This window comes from Okeania sp. SIO2B3 (assembly GCF_010672525.1).
GTDB lineage: Bacteria > Cyanobacteriota > Cyanobacteriia > Cyanobacteriales > Microcoleaceae > Okeania.
On record NZ_JAAHGH010000082.1, the window covers coordinates 8,425 to 25,327 of the forward strand.

The following is a 16,903-nucleotide window of genomic DNA, read 5'->3' on the forward strand; positions in this document are numbered from 1 at the left end:
CAGATATTCTATGGCGCAATAGTGGTTCAGGTAAAAACCAAATCTGGTTAATGGACAATGACGGTACTCGCAGTTCTATTGCTTATCCAGGCAACAACCGTGACAGTGACTGGACAATAGAAGAAGTCACAGACTTCAACCAAGATCAAGTACCAGATATCCTCTGGCGAAACACCAACGAAAACAAGAACGAACTCTGGTTGATGAACTCTGGCGGTACTCGTAGTTCTATTGCTTATCCGGGCAAGAACCCTGACAGTAACTGGGCAATTGAAGTTGTCACAGACTTCAACCAAGATCAAATACCAGATATTCTATGGCGCAATAGTGGTTCAGGTAAAAACCAAATCTGGTTAATGGACAATGACGGTACTCGCAGTTCTATTGCTTATCCAGGCAACAACCGTGACAGTGACTGGACAATAGAAGAAGTCACAGACTTCAACCAAGATCAAGTACCAGATATCCTCTGGCGAAACACCAACGAAAACAAGAACGAACTCTGGTTGATGAACTCTGGCGGTACTCGTAGTTCTATTGCTTATCCGGGCAAGAACCCTGACAGTAACTGGGCAATTGAAGTTGTCACAGACTTCAACCAAGATCAAGTACCAGATATCCTCTGGCGCAATAGCACTGAGGGTAAAAACTGGATCTGGTTAATGGACAATGACGGTACTCGCAGTTCTATTGCGTATCCAGGCAACAACCGTGACAGTGACTGGACAATAGAAGAAGTTACAGACTTCAATAAAGATCAAGTACCAGATATCCTCTGGCGGAACACCAATGAAAACAAGAACGAACTCTGGTTGATGAACTCTGGCGGTACTCGTAGTTCTATTGCTTATCCGGGCAAGAACCCTGACAGTAACTGGGCAATAGAAGAAGTCACAGACTTCAACCAAGATCAAATACCAGATATCCTCTGGCGCAATAGCACTGAGGGCAAAAACGCTATCTGGTTAATGGACAATGACGGTACTCGTGATTCTATTGCCTATCCAGGGAATAGTCACAGTAACTGGGAAGTTATCACTGATGATTTTAATTTAGTTTAGTTGTAATATCATGTTCGGATAATCAGTTACAAAAAAAACTTCTGGCCTTGAACCTTTCTTTCCCTTCTGCCTTCTGCCCTCTGGCTTCTACCTTAATTCACCCAAAGTGTAATTATTCAACCGAACATGATATAATATCATGTCCGGTTGAACAGTTATAAATAAACGACGAAGGAGTCAGGAGACAGGAGACAGGAGACAGGAAGGTAGAAAGAATGAAGAAGGAGAAAGTTTTTTTATCACTAATTATCCGGACATGATATAACACCAACAGAAAGTTTCTAGTTTCATACTAGGAAGTTTGATTGGGGCGATCTATTATAGTCTATTTAACTAATGGGTTTTATAAGCAACAATTTCCATACCATAGGCATCAAATCTTGAACTCCAGGGACATACCTCAGACAATTTTGCTAAAGTGTTCATAGGGACAGCTTGTATACCAAAAGGTGTACATTTAAAGTCATTAAAACTAGACAAAGCCATGCAAGCTTCATAATCTTCGTAGAATAGTCTGTTTATCCTTTCACTAAAATAAATTCGGTATATGATATCCGAAGCAGTCTCAAGATCGTAAAAATTCCTAAGATGTTTCAGTAAATTGAATGGGCGCATCAGCAGATGGGCAAATTCAGGAATATTTTCATTAAATCCCTGAAAGTTGATATGATGACCAGTACAACAAGAAAATATAGGACCAAAGCGACTATACAAAAGTCCACCCATCTTTAGAGACTCAAAAATCTTTTGTACAACAAGTTGAAGTCTTCCAATATGCTCAAAGCTAGCTACAGAAAAAACAACATCAAAATAGTTATCAAATACATTTGGTATATTCTCTGCAAAACCATTAAAAATAATATAAGATTCCGAACAGATGAATTTTTCTGCTTGTTTCAAAGAGTAGACCTTTTCCTGTTGATAATGCTTGGTCTGTTTTTTCAAAGCATAGTGAGATTCAGGAATAACATCAACTGAGACCCATTTTTTGCACTCCAAATCATTAAGTATCAATTCTCTCGGCAGATTGCTGCCACCAATTTCTAAAACAGTTTTATTTACCAAACCATCACTTAAATTATGTAATTTTTTAAGTGCTTGAAACTGATATCTAGCTATATTAAACTCTTTTTGGAAAAACTCTATTCTATCTGCGCTTAAAAACATAAATAATACCTCATTAGTTATTCAAAAGATTTTTTAGGTCATTCTGGAATAAAAACTCCTTTACGGCTTCTGGGTTTTTAAATTTTTCTAATACAAAAGCTCTAGAATCTTGTTTTTTCAGAAAAGAGAGGTTATCTAAATCTTGTTTATCATCTATCTTGAAACCCATATCATTCAGACTGTTAATTAAGTATAAAGCCTTGTCTTGATTATTCTTATACCGATGAATATCTTCATATTTTATGAATAAATACTCTTTTGGGAATTGATGATAAATATATTCAAACATAGAATAATATTTTATGGTTCTTCTTAACCAGTTACTGAAATGCTTCTCCTCAAATATTACTTTATCTGTACTGGTATCTAAATGATGAGCAGCATTACCTCCTATCTTTTTCATATTTTCATTTAAAATCCGACCAGATGCATATACATCTAAAAGGTTTCTTTTTAATACTAATTTAATAACATTTCTATTGTCTATAAAAAATTTTTGTATATTTTCTACACTTAAATGATACTGGAATATTTTAAAACCAAGATATTTCTTTTGGGAAGTTTGCTGCATACTTTCTAAAAATAAATCTGGATATTGGTGTGCATATTTTACCAACTCTAAATCTTCATCATTATGTTTTTCTATACTGATTTTTTTGACTCCTTTTACTTGAGTTAAATAGGTTATTAGTTCTAGCTTTCTCTTATCAGGAGCAAATACTTTTTTATTATGATAAACTTCACCAAAACATTCAAATTCTCTAAATGAGTTAATGATATTACATAAAAAATTAGAGCCTGTCCTCGGAACTGAGAAAATAACTAAGATTTTGTTCATTGTCTTTTTTTAGTTTTTCTTTATATTGCTATTTATTATATATAAGTAGTGCAGATTATAGTTTTTTAACTAACTTTCCTAGTTATATAGTTTAGATTTTTTATTACTTGGCAATTTGATAATTTAACAAAATATATAGATTTATCTATGAAAAATAGACCTTAATTCTTCAATTTTAAACAGTTAGTTAATTGACTGATGAATTTAATATCCTGATTACTTAAATTTAGTATTTTATTTATCCAACTATGATAATTTTTCTTACATTAATCTCTCTTTGCTGTGACTGCATACTTAGATTTAATAAAGACTCTTCTCGAAAAGTTTTAACTAACCTTTCGTTAAGTTCATTTCCTTGCTTTCTGAAGCTTACACTATCTATCGAAAATTCATGTTCTACTTGTACATCACAAAATTTACAAATATCTTGACATATATGATTTGGGTTTACCAATATATCTTCATAATAAACTTGTAAATAATCTATCTGGTTAATCGCAAAAAAATCCAGTAATTTTAAATTTTGTTGTGTCAAGTATTCCATGAAAAAATTAATTTTTTCTCGATTGTACTGAACATTATCCCGACGATTTTTTATCTCTTTTTCTTGATTCTGTTTCTCGTTCATCGAAGTCCATTCATTAGTTACTTTAGCAATATACATTGAGACTGCCTGTGCTACAATATCTCTACGCACTAACCAAATAAACTTACTCTGTTCTAAAAGCTGCTTAACTGCCTTTAACTTTAGAAAAGGTTGTAGTTGATCGAACAAAACTTTCATCCCAAAAACATTATTCTTTGAAGAAAATTGCTCTATAACAAGCTCTAAGTAAGTATTCATTGAAACTCGATAATTATCCTCAAATAAACCATTTTTCTCACAAAATGGACGTAGCATTGAATCTACATTCAAAATTTCTTTCGGACTGCCCATCATCTTTGAAGACATCAACAAATCACAAAGTAGATTGCTTCCTGAACGTGCAGTTGTGCAGATTACATAAGTTTTTTTATCCATGATTAAGTTTCGATCACTAAACTAATTTTAGATTCACTTCAAACCCGATCGTAAGTTATACAAAAGTTATTTTATTCTCTTAATATCATGTTCGGACGGGTCAGTTATAATAAAATTTAAGGAGTCCGGGTACCGACAGTACCAAAGAAATACTAAAATTATCAATACTTTTCTCCAATATTTTCTATGTATTCCTCCTTTCTTCCCTCCTGAGGACTGACTCCTGAGGACTGACTCCTCACAACAGTTATTTATAAGTATTCAACCGAACATGATATAATCTGACTAATTTCCCGCCAAATTCTAGACCATCCTGCATCATTAGCATATATTATCTCTGCATTCTGACAAGTTTTATCCTGCATCTGTGCCAAATATTCCCGATCGCTTGCCAACCTTCCTAATACCTTCACCAATTCTATTCCAGATGCTGGTTTGAGGTCGTCTTCCTGAACCAAAGATGATAATCTTTTCTGTGGTACGATCCGTAGAACCCCAATTCTGAGTATGGTTTCTCGATAGATGGCAAATGCTAGATGTTCGCAACTCAAGTCAACAACAAACCAAGGAGTTCGATCCCAAGCAATGATATTGTGATACAAGTCAGATACAGAAACAATATTCTGGAGAAACTGACTATCTTGTTGCCAAGATGCTGAACTTCTATTTGTCTGATCCAGTTGTTCATCCTTGGCCAAAAACACCATAGGTTTTAAACTTTCTGGAAATAGCTTACAGCATAAACCCCAAACTATTTGGGCTAACTCCAGGGATTGAGGAACTGCTAGAATTATTACTCGTTTATGATCATCGGGTGTATTTGCCCAACGTTCTTTCACTTCCCAAGGTTGTTGTTTCCAATAAGGAACAATTGCGATTTTAGCATTTTGCATCCAAGATGACTCTAAATATGTGGCAGATAAACTACTATTAACCAATGTGAGGTTTTGGCAGTCCTTCAGACATTTTATTAGTTGGCCATCTGTTCCAGGTTGAGCATAGCTTCGTAGCACATCAGTTAGAGTGTAGATGGGAATATTCTCTATTGAGTCTGGTATCCCACTCTGAAATTCTGCGGGAATTTCCATTAACCACAAAGCAATAATTTGTCGCTGAGTACATAGTTCCTCCAAACTCCAAATTGCACAAGAAATTCCTAAAAGCGAACTATAATCAATAAATTGTTCGTCTTTTAATACTGATGCTTGTGCTGCATTGGGAGATAAAATTACTTTACCTTCGCGATCGTACCAATGTAGTCGCTTTGCCTTTTTTTGGTCAAGAGGAGTATCTACATAATAGATAAGATGGGCAAGATTTTTCAGATAGTTAATTGTTTGCAGAGTATGGTCATATTCTGGTGATTTTTCAGCAAAGAATTGATGATTGATAATAATGATAATAAAGGTTTTGCTTTTTAAGATGTAATCAGTAGTTAAGTGAATTGCATCCTCAACCTGACTTTGCATTTGAGTGTATGCAGTTTTTGTTGCTTCAGTTAATAGGGAAAGTTGACTGGGTTCAAATGCTAGTTCTAAACATTTTTCTCCTATTTCAACTAAACTCTCGCAGTTATGGTAAGGATGAGTAGAAGGAATACCTTCAAAAGCGTGACGGTGGGCAATAATTGGTAAACCTGTTGCCAATGCTTCCACTGCTTTTATTTTTAACCCTGTACTAAAACTCATGGGCACGATCGCCACATCCACAGCTTGATAGAATTCATCTACAGTTTCTACTCTACCCATTAATTCAATCCCTGCAACATCTTCTAAGTCTTGTAAATTTTCACATAAACTCCCGGCAAATTTAATTTTAATTGGTGCTAAATATTTGACAAACAGGGGACGAACTTGTTCAATAAAAGCTCTAGCATTGGTTGTATTGATACTATTACCTACCCCAATCATACCAATAACTAAATAATCCTTATCCTCCGGTTTGGGAAATCGCTGAATCAAATTTTTAAGTTCAATATGGAGCATCGTACAAACAGGAGTTTTCGCTATTTCTCGGAAAAATACGGCTTCCTGTTCTTTTATTGCCCAAACTAAATTTGCTCGCTCCAAGGCAATAGTTTCTTGGTCTGCGGTTGTGTGGAAAAATTCAGGGGAGATACCTTGACTTTCTAATAACTCTCTACGTCCAGTAAAGCGATCGTGAGTGTCTAGAATACAACAAACATAACTAGGCGCAAACTCAAATGCTTTACTTAAATAAGTGTAGTTAACAATAAAAGCATCATAATAGTTGTGTTGAAATAGCCATTTCAAATAATCTTCTAACCCTCGATCCCACCATTCATCTATTAAATGGTCTTCCCCTATTGCTGGAGCTTGCACGGGGCGAGTGGTAGGTACGGAGTGAAAAGAATACCACTGATTTGTCATTTCCTTGTACCACTGACTGGGAATATGGGCGACAATGTCTTGAGGATAATGCAAAAAATGAATTCTCGCGCCCCGGTTTTGTAACTCTTGACAAACTGAATAAATTCGTTTTCTATTCCCCTGGTTAATAGGATATGTTGGCGTGGGGGATAAAACTAAAATATCTGTTTCCTTGAGACTTGAATTTGACTTAATATCGATCATGCTTGCCCTCCTACCCTATTTCTCCACACCATCAAACCCAGATAAGAGCATTGCTGTAAATGTAGACAGTACCCAAAGTTGCTCTCGAAACTGTTTCGGATCGTCGGTATCGTAGAATAACCCTCGAATACTTCGTTCTTTCGGCGGTAGTCCAAAGAAATATTCTAACAAAAAACTCCATCCAGACTGAGCTTCCTCAATTGCCTTTTCTGGGTTCATTTGATAGTCTGAAACTGCTTGCCAAACAACTCGTTTGCGAAACCAAGCATGATTTAATCGCTTTTTTTCAACTAAATGGTCAACTTTAGCTTCTGGAGCATAAATGGTGAGTTTTCCTTGACTTTTTATTTTATTCAGAAGATGAATTTCTTCGTTGCTCATTAGGGATGTTCCGCTGCCAGTGCGCCCTAGAGAAACATCAAAGCCACCATTTTCTAGAATGTCTTGAGTCCGGAAAGAAATATTTGCTCCGGCAAACCATTCATCAGGTTTGGCAACCCGTATTTCTCCACCCCAGTTGACCACTGAAACATAACTAAGTAACTCATCATGCAACCAAGTAGGGCGCTCGGTCTCCCAAATTGGATCTACTCTACCTCCTAAAGCTGCTGCATTAGTGCCAAAGCTGTTGAAACCTGCTACTATTTTTTCTAACCACTGGGAAGAAGCGATCGCGTCATCATCTAGATAGGCGATAAATTCTGTTTCGCATAATTGAGCAGCCACATTTCGCGCATTAGACAACCCGGCAATTTTTTCAATATGGTAAATTAAAAATGGTGGTTGGTGATATTCTTGCTGCACTTTCTGAGCATATTCATAGTCTGGAGAGTTATCAATAATCAGAATCTTATATTGCTCTTGAGTCAAAGTTTGATTTCTCACACTTTCAATAGCTTTTGCTAAATAATCATAGCGATTATAAGTGCAAATTGTTGCAGCAATTCTCGGCATAATATAATACCAATTTGATAAATGTTTGTTAGATAAGGAAGAAGGAAGAAGGAAGAAGGAAGAAGGAGTAAATATGAAACAAAAATGGTAAAGATGATAGATATAACTGTTTTAAATGAATTGAATCTACTCTTTTTAAGCATCTTTTATCGAGATGCACCTTGTTTGTAGCATTCTTTTTTCAAAGTGGTATAAAACAATAATTAGTTTATATTTTTCCTTCTTCAAGAGACCACATTTCAAAACTTAACTATCTATCAGTTTTTAGCATTCAACTATCAGTTTTTATAGCTCTGAGTTAAAATCCACTGCAACTATTGCGCAGGATCATTTAGGAGGGTTTGAAATCACCTTCTAAATGTCAAAAAACAATCTTGCTGACTGCTGACCGCTGACCGCTGACCGCTTTTTTCAAGGCAAAGTCTAAAATCAAGAAACTACAGGAATTAAATTTTTCAAACTTAACCTAGAGAAAGGTACGCTAATGATTCTATCTTTTTGTCTGTTCAAAGTCAATATATTATTAGTTAGATGCAACTGTTCATTTTCATGTATAGCAATTAAATCTATTCTAGTTTGACCTTGAGCTTGACGTGCTGATAAAATCCCTGTAAAAATAGCATAATTTTCATCCTCGCTCAGTTCTTTTTGTAGTTGAATTACATTACGATCAATCGCACAATAAATTGTTAAATTATTTATAGATTGATTGACCAACCTGAGTTGAATTTCTTTGGCGCAAGTGTGGTTGTAAAAAATCTCAAACCCAAAAGGTTTTCCCGCCATTGTCCAACGAAATGGAATTCCATTTCGGTCGTATTCTTGACTATAAAAACCATTATTTGGAGTTAAGGTAAATTCAGCATAAATAGTTATTTCTTCAGAAGTAAATTGAGAAGGAGATAACTGCAAAAATAAATTATCTATCCTCTTAAATTGATTTTCTAACTGCTCAATTTTCCCATTCAAATTATTTAGAGTTACTGGCGAGTCAGCAAACTCAACTGCTTTTTGATAAACTATAAGTGCATGATCTAAAAATCCTTTTTCTTGCAGAACATTCCCTAAATTATGGTAAGATAAATTGTAGCTTTGGTTAAACTCGACTGCATGAGAGTAAGCTACAATTGCTGAGTTCCAATTTCCTTGTGTAACTAATATTTTTCCTAACTGAAGAAAAATTCCACCGAAAGTAGGGAGAGAGTCAGGAGGAAACTGAATTAATTGGTTAAGATACTCCTCTGCTTCTGACCATCGATCCAGCTTCACCAATGCTGCTCCTAAACTTTGATAAAACTCAGGCGCATCTGTTTTTAGTTCAATGGCCTGACGCAAATAGTCCACAGCTTCCTCAAATTGACTGTGCTGGCGCAATATTTCCCCCAACTGGTAGAGATACCAGGGAGCTTGAGGGTTTCTCACCACTGCTTGACGATAAGCAGCAATAGCTTCTCGCCAATTCCCCAACTTCACTAATACATCCCCTAAATTATAATAAGCCCAAGGAAAATCAGGATTTAATTCCATTGCTCGACGATAAGCATTAACTGCTTCTTCCCACCTCTCTAGCTTAACTAAAACATCTCCCAAGTTATGATAAGACCAACAAAAATCTGACTTTAATTCTAGAGATTTATGATAAGCAAAAACAGCTTCTTCTAACTCCTCTTTTTCTTGTAACAAATTTCCTAACTTGTGATGTACTTCCCACAATTCTGGATTAATTTCAACTGCTTTGTGATAAACATTTATTGCTTCTGTTTTACCTCCAGTTTCTACCAAAGCATCACCTAAAAAGTGGTAAGCATCCGCAAAATTTTGTTCTCTGTCAATTGCTTGACGATAAGCAGCGATCGCCTCTTTCCATTCTCCCTTTTTTGCTAAAACTTTACCTAAGCTGAAATAAATTTTTCCCTGCTCAACATTTTTTGTTTTTTGTTGTGCGGGCGAGACAAAGTTTGTTGAATTTTCCTGCATTATATAGTCTTGTTTAATATATCTACCTCAATAATATTTTGTCATAGGTGGAACGATCGAATAGTAGTTAGATAGAGTTAATTATTAGGGGTTAGTTAATCAAACCATGAATTAATATCATATCCGGATAATTAGTGATAAAAAAACTTTTTCCTTCTCTTCTCCTTTCTTCCCTTCTGACTCCTGACTCCTGAGGACTGACTCCTGACTCCTTCGTCGTTTATTTATAACTGTTCAACCGGACATGATATAAGATATTTGGGCGAACCGTAATCAAGATATGAATTATCAATACCCCTTTCACTACTTCCTCTCGAACAACCCATGAACAACTAATATGAAAAATGATTTTGTAAGTGACTATTGCTTCTGTTGGTTATCTCAAAACAAAGAGCAAGTTTGTTTTCTGGAGATATCTATTTCAAATTATTTTCTTTCAATTGACGAATAGTCTCACATTCACCCTGAAAGTAAAATTATAGCAGTCGAAGCAAGGGTTAGGAAAGTTCAAAAGTTTAAAACTCAGACAACATAATACTTTTCTTTCTTCCTTCTTCCTTCTTCCTTCTTTCTTCTTCCTTCTGCTATATTTCATAACTATAGTATTCATAAAGTATTCGCTGTCAAAGAAACTTTTTGATATAGCACTACAAGAATTGCTTAGGACATTTTTCAATCCTAAAACCTTTACAGTTTGCTATTCCCTGTTCCCTGTTTCCTATTCCCTATTCCCTACAATAACCAATGATGCAACCAATTGATTATCTTTCTCCTGATGTACCCCCCGAACTGCCTTGGTACGAACTGCCAATTGTTATCGCTACACCTGAGTCACTCAAAGGTTATGGACAACTGGTAGATGATTATCGCAATTTTCCCATTGAAATTGTTACTTGGCCTGCTCAAGGTTGGCGTCCGATAGATATAGATACAGGTAATCAAGGTGGTACTATCACAGGCAATTTTGATGTGTGGTGGGAAGGAGATTTTTTGTATGGTAGAAATCAAGCAGTGAACGATCGATATTTATTTGGTTGGTCAAAAAATCCTGGGGAAGCTCAAAAAATTCCCCAGGAAAAATTAGATCGTTCTTGTGTTTTGTTATGGCATATAAATTATCATCCAGACAGTGGGCAATTATTTTTTCCTCTGAATAGTTCCCCATTTGTTGTACCTTTAGCTTTAGCTGGTGATGATGTGAAACCAGAAGATTTTAAAGCTTTTTATTTTGATGGTACTCAGGGACTATATATACATCCTAATATTTGGCACGAAGGAATTTTTCCACTAACTCCAGAAGCTAGCTTTTATGATTGTCAAGGTAAGGTTCATGCCAGAGTTAGTTGTAATATTGCTCAAGAGTTTGGTTTGTTTCTTTCTGTACCCTTAAAAAAATGGCGTTTTGGAAAGGGTAGGGTTAATAGGATATCGCTCCAATAATAATATTTATTAGAATAAAGTTTTTACCTCGATCCCCTATTTCATAACCCTCTAACTCTAGCCAAGTTTCTTAATTCTATTTGGAATCCAGCTCAATACTAAGTAAATTAGTCCCAAGTAAACAGTAGCTGTTAGTAAAATGTAAAACCCATCAAAGTCAATCATTATGGACACCCCCTAGCTGTAATTTTTTTTCTCTCTAATATTCTTATGATTGATTTAATTGTAGATAATGGCATCCCCTAATTTAGCATTTCAATAGGGTGAAACCTGGAACTATCAGTTGGGTTAATCCGATACAATCAACCATCTATAGCCTGTATCTGAAAAAAATGCATCCTGATATACATTCCCAATTTTTATTGGTAATTAATATCATATACTAATCCTAACATAAATCATTTTTTTGAGAAACAGATCGCTAAAATTTTTCTACAAACATCTAAAATATAACTCGATAAAGGCTATAAAAATATAAATCATAAAAAAAAGTTATATGTTTGAGTATTGATGTAGAGAATTAAATCTTATATATTCAGCTATGAGGATTCTTTGCCATATTTTTTTCAGAGGTTACATCTGGCCTCAAATGTTGTTGAGCAGTTCTGATGAACTTTGAGTATCAGAGAAAAGAGTAGAACTATTGTTTTTAATATAGATAAATGAGATTAATTAAAGTATAACTACTTAGTAATAAATTTATTAATAGTTAGAATGTCTGAAAACTTTTTTGTGAAAGTCTTTAAGATTACATATTGTCCAAATAACTATACTTCAACTTAATATCTGAAAGAGGTTGAGTTGATATTAATTAGAATAAATGCAAACAGAAGTAAGATTGAGAGTAGCAGTATTGGGGTTATTCGTCGCAGACAATCAAGTTTTGTTGCTGCATCAAATGACAGACCCAGAACCTAATTGTTGGGACTTACCAGGAGGGGGACTCCAACCACAAGAGACCCTGATGGAGGGACTATCACGGGAAATTAGAGAAGAAACAGGAATTACTGATTTTCAAGTAGAGCGACTGCTAACAATAGCAGAGAAATTTTTTCCTCAAGGAGAAGGGAAGATGCTTCATGCTTTAAATATTATCTATCAGTGTAAGGTGGAACCTAAACCAACTAATCTTAGTAGTGATGACCCAGAAGTCGGACCTCTGGGTATTCAGTGGTTGGCGATCGCGACTCTAACACCACAGATGTGTTCAAATAGAGTTTGGGCAGCATTACAAGCAGCAGGTTTGGTATAAATTTGAAAGGAAGAAGTAAAGAAGGAAGAAGGAAGAAGGAAGAGGGAAGAGGAAGGAGGACTATTGAGCAAGAAAAAAACTTAAATTTCTTGTAGATATTCGCCCTTGGGTTTACATAAATGATACCAATAGACATGATATATTTGAATTATATTGAAATAGTATTTAAGTAGGTACACAAAATTAATTACACATTTTGTAAGACTAAGTTCTTGATATTGTAAACATTAGACATCTGGTAGAAATTACAAAGGTAGAGCATTGTTTATGCTTTTTTTTATAAATTTTCTTCCCTGTTGCCTCTCTTGGTGTCCCTTCCCTCACAGGAGTCAGCATTCCGCAAGGGAGCTGTCGTCGTCGCGGGGTCGCACCGCTGTTGCTTTCCAGAGTTATTGCCTGCTTCTGCAAAAAGTCTATTAGACATCTGGTAAAAATCAAAAATAAAATCAATTCTTACCTATAAATTATCAATTATTCCTCCCTGTTCCCAGCTCTGGTGTTCCCTGTTCCCTCTTTTGGAGGAGATGTCTATTATATAGAATTGGAGTAGGTAAATAATTTTATTTAGGTGCAGATAAACTATGTTTATTTTTGGGAAGATCGCTATTTGTGCACTACTACCAATATTGTTTATCCTTTTTTGATTATTCACTATTATTTCCTATTTTCTATAAATTTTTTCTATTAATTTTAGTTGAGTATTTCAAATAGAAATAATACCAATTTTAAAAAAGAATGCTACAAAAAGGTAGATATCGAGCAGGTATGGTTAAAAATAGCTGGTCTAATTCATTTTAGATATTTATCTCCATTGTTTTTTCCTTTTTTTCAAAATTTTCTTCTTCTTCCTTCTTCCCTTTTCCTTCTTGATCATTTCTAGCATTTGTAACAAATATTTATCAAGAGGGTATAATATATAGGTTTATTTTGAATTGAATTGATTATAATATTTACAATAAAAAATTGTCTTGCTTGAGGAGCATAATAAAAATGATCAATCATAATCATTCTCATTGTTGTAGCTGTCACCATGAAGAAAACCATACTGATATTAACCTACCTATTCAAGGGTCTAGTTTAAAACAGGAAATTTTACCCCTACTTCCCGTCATTATTATCTATATTTTAGGTTTGATTTTCTATCAACAATTACAAAATAATATCTATGGCATAGGAAAATATATAGTTTTTATTCCTATCTATATATATAGTGGTTGGACTGTACTTACTACTGCTGGAAAAAATATTTTGAAAGGTAGAATATTTGATGAAAATTTTTTAATGACTGTAGCTACATTGGCAGCGATCGCTATTAATAAGTTGCCGGAAGCAGTGGCAGTTATGTTGTTTTATCAAATTGGCGAAACATTCCAAGAATATTCTGTCAAACGTTCCCGCAGTTCGATCAAGTCATTATTAGAAATTCGTCCAGATTATGCAAATTTAAAAATTGATAATTCTCTACAAAAAGTCTCTCCTGAAATAGTAGAAGTTGGTAGTGAGATAGTTGTTAAACCAGGAGAAAAAATCCCCTTAGATGGTGAAATTATTTCTGGAAGTTCTCAAGTTGATACTTCTGCTTTGACTGGAGAATCAATACCTAGAAATTTTACAGTTGGGCAAACAATATTAGCAGGGATGGTTAACCAAACTGGAGTATTAACTATTTATGTTACTAAGCCATTTTCTGAATCTTCAATTTCCAGGATTTTAGAGTTAGTTGAAACTGCCAAAACTAATAAATCTAAAACTGAAAGATTTATGACAACTTTTGCCAGGTACTATACTCCAGTAGTTGTCTTTATTTCTTTAGCGATCGCTCTTTTGCCTCCTCTATTTATCTCCGGGGCTACTTATGCAGATTGGATAAATAGAGCTTTAATTGTATTAGTAGTTTCCTGTCCTTGTGGATTAGTAATTAGCATTCCTTTGGGTTATTTTGGTGGAGTTGGTGGAGCGGCAAAACGAGGAATATTAGTCAAAGGTTCTACTTTTTTAGATGATTTAGCTGCGATTAAAACTGTGGTTTTTGATAAAACTGGAACTTTGACAGAAGGTAAACTTCAGGTGACAGATATTGTGACAAAAAATGGCTTGACTAAACCAGATTTAATCGCAGTAGCAGCTAAGGTTGAATCTTTATCAAATCATCCTATTGCTCAAGCAGTTTCTAAATATAATTCTCGGAAAATTGATTATTCTGATGTGTCAGAATATGAAGAAATTGCCGGGTGTGGAATTAAGGCAAAAGTTGGTAATAAAACAGTTATTGCGGGAGCCGATCGTCTCCTACATTTAGAAGATATTCAACATGATATTTGTGATATTGGAGATACCGCAGTTCATTTGGCAATTGATAGTAAATATGTTGGTTATATCGTAATATCTGACCAAATTAAATTAGATGCTGCTCGGGCAATTAAATCTTTGAAAAGTTTGGGTGTAGAAAAAACTGTAATGTTAACTGGAGATAATCAAACTGTTGCTCAACGAGTGGCAAAAAATTTAGGTTTAGATAGTTATGAAGCTGAATTATTACCAGAAGATAAAGTTACTGCCATTGAAAAATTACTACATAAAAATAATGGGAAAGTTGCTTTTGTTGGTGATGGAATTAATGATGCTCCGGTTATTGCCCGTGCTGATGTTGGTATGGCCATGGGAAGTATGGGGTCAGATGCCGCAATTGAAACTGCAGATGTTGTAATTATGAGCGACGCTCCTTCTAAGGTTGCCGAAGCAATACAAATTGGCAGGAAAACGCGTCGCATTGTTTGGCAAAATATTGGTTTTGCGATAGGAGTAAAGGGGTTGTTTATTTTGTTGGGAATAGCAGGGTTGGCAAATATTTGGGAAGCGGTATTTGCAGATGTGGGTGTGGCGTTAATTGCTATTTTTAATTCTAGTCGAGCGTTTATGAAGTCAGAAATCAGAAGTCAGAAGTCAGAAGTTAAAAATTCAAAAGTCAAAAGTCAAAAATTAAAAGTAAGAAAAGTTAAAAATTCAAAAGCCAAAAGTCAAAAGTTAAAAGTTAAAAGTAAGAGAAGTTAAAAGTAAAAAATTAAAAATCCAACTTTTGATTTTTAGGGCGTTTTAGATGGCTAGAATCTGGGATATTAAAAGCATTTAACAACCCGTCGTAACAAACCATATTTATATAAAGTCAGAAGTTATAAGTTAGAAGTAATTTTTGACTAAGTTTTTCCTGCGTAAATGCTTTGCAAACAGAATTTACCAGTTTTGAACTTATATCGTGTTCGGATGATTAGTTATAAAAAACCTTTTAACTTCAAACTTTGCTCTATTCCTTCTGCCTTCTTCTTTCTGCACTCTGCCTTACTTTCTCCAAAGTGTAAGTATTTAACTGAACATGATATTAGTCCTAATATTACGGTAGAATTGAATGATATTAAATCTGGTAGTCTTGGTAAAATTCAATACTATAGGGGTTTAGTGAGTAAACCTCTAGCAAATCAGGAGTTTTTGCCTCTTTTATAACCTTAAAAATCTAATTCATTTCGTTCAAAAACTACTCTCTTACTCCCTAATTATGAGACTAATTATGAGATTTATCAGTCCAAAAACCGACTTTGCCTTTAAAAAAATCTTCGGTTCAGACCGCAGTCAACAAATATTAATTAGTTTTCTCAATGCTATAGTTTATGAAAATCATAATACTATACAATCTCTCGAAATAATAGAACCCTATAATCTAGGTAATAACCTAACTCTCAAAGATACTTATCTAGATGTTAGAGCAGTATTAGATAATGGTTCCACAGTCATAATTGAGATGTAAGTATTGAATGTTGAAGCATTTGAAAAAAGAGTAATTTATAACCTAGCAAAAGCTTATGGTAATCAGTTAGAGACTGGTGAAAAATATAGAATATTAAAGCCTTTTATTGCTTTAAATGTTACAGATTTTGTGCTATTCAAAAATACAAATAAAATGATTAATAAATTTAGGTTTAAGGAGGAAACAGATTTATTTAATTATCGAGATGAGTTAAGACTAATATTTTTATAATTACCCAAATTCAACAAAGAATTATCAGCATTAGAAACCCTCAGTGATAAATGGATTTATTTCCTTAAATCTACTCCTCACTTAGAAGTAATTCCCAGTTATCTTGGAGAAGTACCCGAAATCAAAACTGCTTTAAATATTGCTAACCGAGCTAACCTAAGTAATGAGGAATTAGAGGAGTTACATAGACAAGAAGTATTTATTGGAGATAGGAAAGGTGAGATTAGTTTAGCGAAACAGGAGGCTAGAGAAGAAGGTCGAGAAGAAGGTCGAGAAGAAGGAAAATTTGAGCAAGCAGTTAAACAAATATTGCGTCAAATTAGGCGATTCTTGGGAGAAGTTTCACCAGAAATTAAGAGTAAAATCAAACAGTTATCTTTGGCAAAATTAGATATTTTAGGGGAGGAAATTTTTGATATGACAACTATTGAAGATGTGGAAAATTGGTTAGATACTCACAGAAGTTAAAAGTTAAAAGTTAAAAGTTAAAAGTCAGATTTGTAGTGGTGTGATACACCTAAAATATTGCAATCGTAGGGGCGGGTTCCACGTTAAATTAATGAGTATTA

12 protein-coding genes and 1 pseudogene are annotated in these 16,903 nt (G+C 34.5%); 6 read left to right on the forward strand and 7 right to left on the reverse strand.

Features of this window, described 5'->3' with window-relative positions:
- Nucleotides 1–1,061, forward strand: a 1,061-nt coding sequence (locus F6K15_RS29420; protein ID WP_293068045.1) for a VCBS repeat-containing protein, incomplete at its 5' end; no start/stop codon positions are given.
- 333 nt (nucleotides 1,062–1,394) lie between these two features.
- On the opposite strand, the gene F6K15_RS29425 is transcribed toward F6K15_RS29420, so the two are convergent.
- From F6K15_RS29425 to F6K15_RS29455, 7 genes are all read right to left on the reverse strand, one after another.
- Entirely contained in the window at nucleotides 1,395–2,228 is an 834-nt protein-coding gene (locus tag F6K15_RS29425; RefSeq protein WP_293068048.1) for a methyltransferase domain-containing protein, read from the reverse strand.
- A gap of 13 nt (nucleotides 2,229–2,241) precedes the next feature.
- Entirely contained in the window at nucleotides 2,242–3,066 is an 825-nt protein-coding gene (locus F6K15_RS29430; protein ID WP_293068050.1) for a sulfotransferase, read from the reverse strand.
- A gap of 238 nt (nucleotides 3,067–3,304) precedes the next feature.
- On the reverse strand, nucleotides 3,305–4,087 hold the full coding sequence (locus F6K15_RS29435; RefSeq protein ID WP_293068052.1) for a Stf0 family sulfotransferase: 783 nt from the start codon (nucleotides 4,085–4,087) through the stop codon (nucleotides 3,305–3,307).
- A 251-nt stretch (nucleotides 4,088–4,338) separates the two neighbouring features.
- The gene (locus tag F6K15_RS29440; protein WP_293068054.1) at nucleotides 4,339–6,681 is read right to left on the reverse strand and encodes a glycosyltransferase; all 2,343 of its coding nucleotides are present in this window, start codon (nucleotides 6,679–6,681) and stop codon (nucleotides 4,339–4,341) included.
- A 15-nt stretch (nucleotides 6,682–6,696) separates the two neighbouring features.
- On the reverse strand, nucleotides 6,697–7,635 hold the full coding sequence (locus F6K15_RS29445) for a glycosyltransferase family 2 protein (protein ID WP_293068057.1): 939 nt from the start codon (nucleotides 7,633–7,635) through the stop codon (nucleotides 6,697–6,699).
- 429 nt (nucleotides 7,636–8,064) lie between these two features.
- Nucleotides 8,065–9,612, reverse strand: coding sequence for a tetratricopeptide repeat protein (locus F6K15_RS29450; protein WP_293068060.1), 1,548 nt, complete (start codon nucleotides 9,610–9,612; stop codon nucleotides 8,065–8,067).
- 436 nt (nucleotides 9,613–10,048) lie between these two features.
- On the reverse strand, nucleotides 10,049–10,222 hold the full coding sequence (locus tag F6K15_RS29455; protein ID WP_293068062.1) for a hypothetical protein: 174 nt from the start codon (nucleotides 10,220–10,222) through the stop codon (nucleotides 10,049–10,051).
- Nucleotides 10,223–10,356: 134 nt separating this feature from the next.
- On the opposite strand from F6K15_RS29455, the gene F6K15_RS29460 reads away from it, so the two are divergent.
- The 5 genes and pseudogenes from F6K15_RS29460 to F6K15_RS29480 all read left to right on the forward strand — a co-directional run bounded on the left by F6K15_RS29460 (nucleotide 10,357) and on the right by F6K15_RS29480 (nucleotide 16,802).
- Complete coding sequence (locus F6K15_RS29460) at nucleotides 10,357–11,052, forward strand: ureidoglycolate lyase (RefSeq protein ID WP_293068065.1); 696 nt, start codon at nucleotides 10,357–10,359, stop codon at nucleotides 11,050–11,052.
- Between the two features lie 820 nt (nucleotides 11,053–11,872).
- Nucleotides 11,873–12,304, forward strand: a complete 432-nt coding sequence (locus tag F6K15_RS29465) for an NUDIX domain-containing protein (RefSeq protein WP_293068068.1) — start codon at nucleotides 11,873–11,875, stop codon at nucleotides 12,302–12,304.
- 990 nt (nucleotides 12,305–13,294) lie between these two features.
- Nucleotides 13,295–15,355, forward strand: a complete 2,061-nt coding sequence (locus F6K15_RS29470; RefSeq protein ID WP_293068070.1) for a heavy metal translocating P-type ATPase — start codon at nucleotides 13,295–13,297, stop codon at nucleotides 15,353–15,355.
- A gap of 189 nt (nucleotides 15,356–15,544) precedes the next feature.
- Nucleotides 15,545–15,802, forward strand: coding sequence for a hypothetical protein (locus F6K15_RS29475; protein ID WP_293068073.1), 258 nt, complete (start codon nucleotides 15,545–15,547; stop codon nucleotides 15,800–15,802).
- Between the two features lie 64 nt (nucleotides 15,803–15,866).
- A pseudogene (locus F6K15_RS29480) lies at nucleotides 15,867–16,802 on the forward strand (Rpn family recombination-promoting nuclease/putative transposase).
- Nucleotides 16,803–16,903 lie beyond the last annotated feature (101 nt).